This window comes from Streptomyces sp. MK7 (assembly GCF_032658145.1).
Taxonomy (GTDB): domain Bacteria; phylum Actinomycetota; class Actinomycetes; order Streptomycetales; family Streptomycetaceae; genus Streptomyces; species Streptomyces spiralis.
In genome coordinates this window covers 1-226 of the sequence record NZ_JAVACL010000199.1, presented here as the reverse complement: position 1 = coordinate 226, position 226 = coordinate 1, and the positions used below count along the sequence as shown (strand labels likewise).

Below are 226 nucleotides of genomic sequence, written 5' to 3'. Positions count from 1 at the left end.
GAACTGGGCGCCGACTTCGACCCGGACGCCTTCGACCACGTGGCGCTCTGGGACGCCGACCACGAGTGGATCGAAATGCGCCTGCGCTCCCGCACCGCCCAGACCGTGAAGATCCCCGCCCTCGACCTCGCCGTCCACTTCGCCGCGGGCGAGGAACTGCGCACCGAGGTCTCGGCGAAGTTCCGCCGCGAGGGGGTGAAAGCCGAACTGGCCGCCGCGAACCTGG

The 226-nt window shown here is 70.8% G+C and carries 1 protein-coding gene; it reads left to right on the top strand.

Annotated features, from left to right (window positions below; translation table 11 throughout):
• On the top strand, nucleotides 1–226 hold a 226-nt coding region (locus R2S09_RS40460; protein ID WP_316746308.1), incomplete at both ends, for an L-histidine N(alpha)-methyltransferase.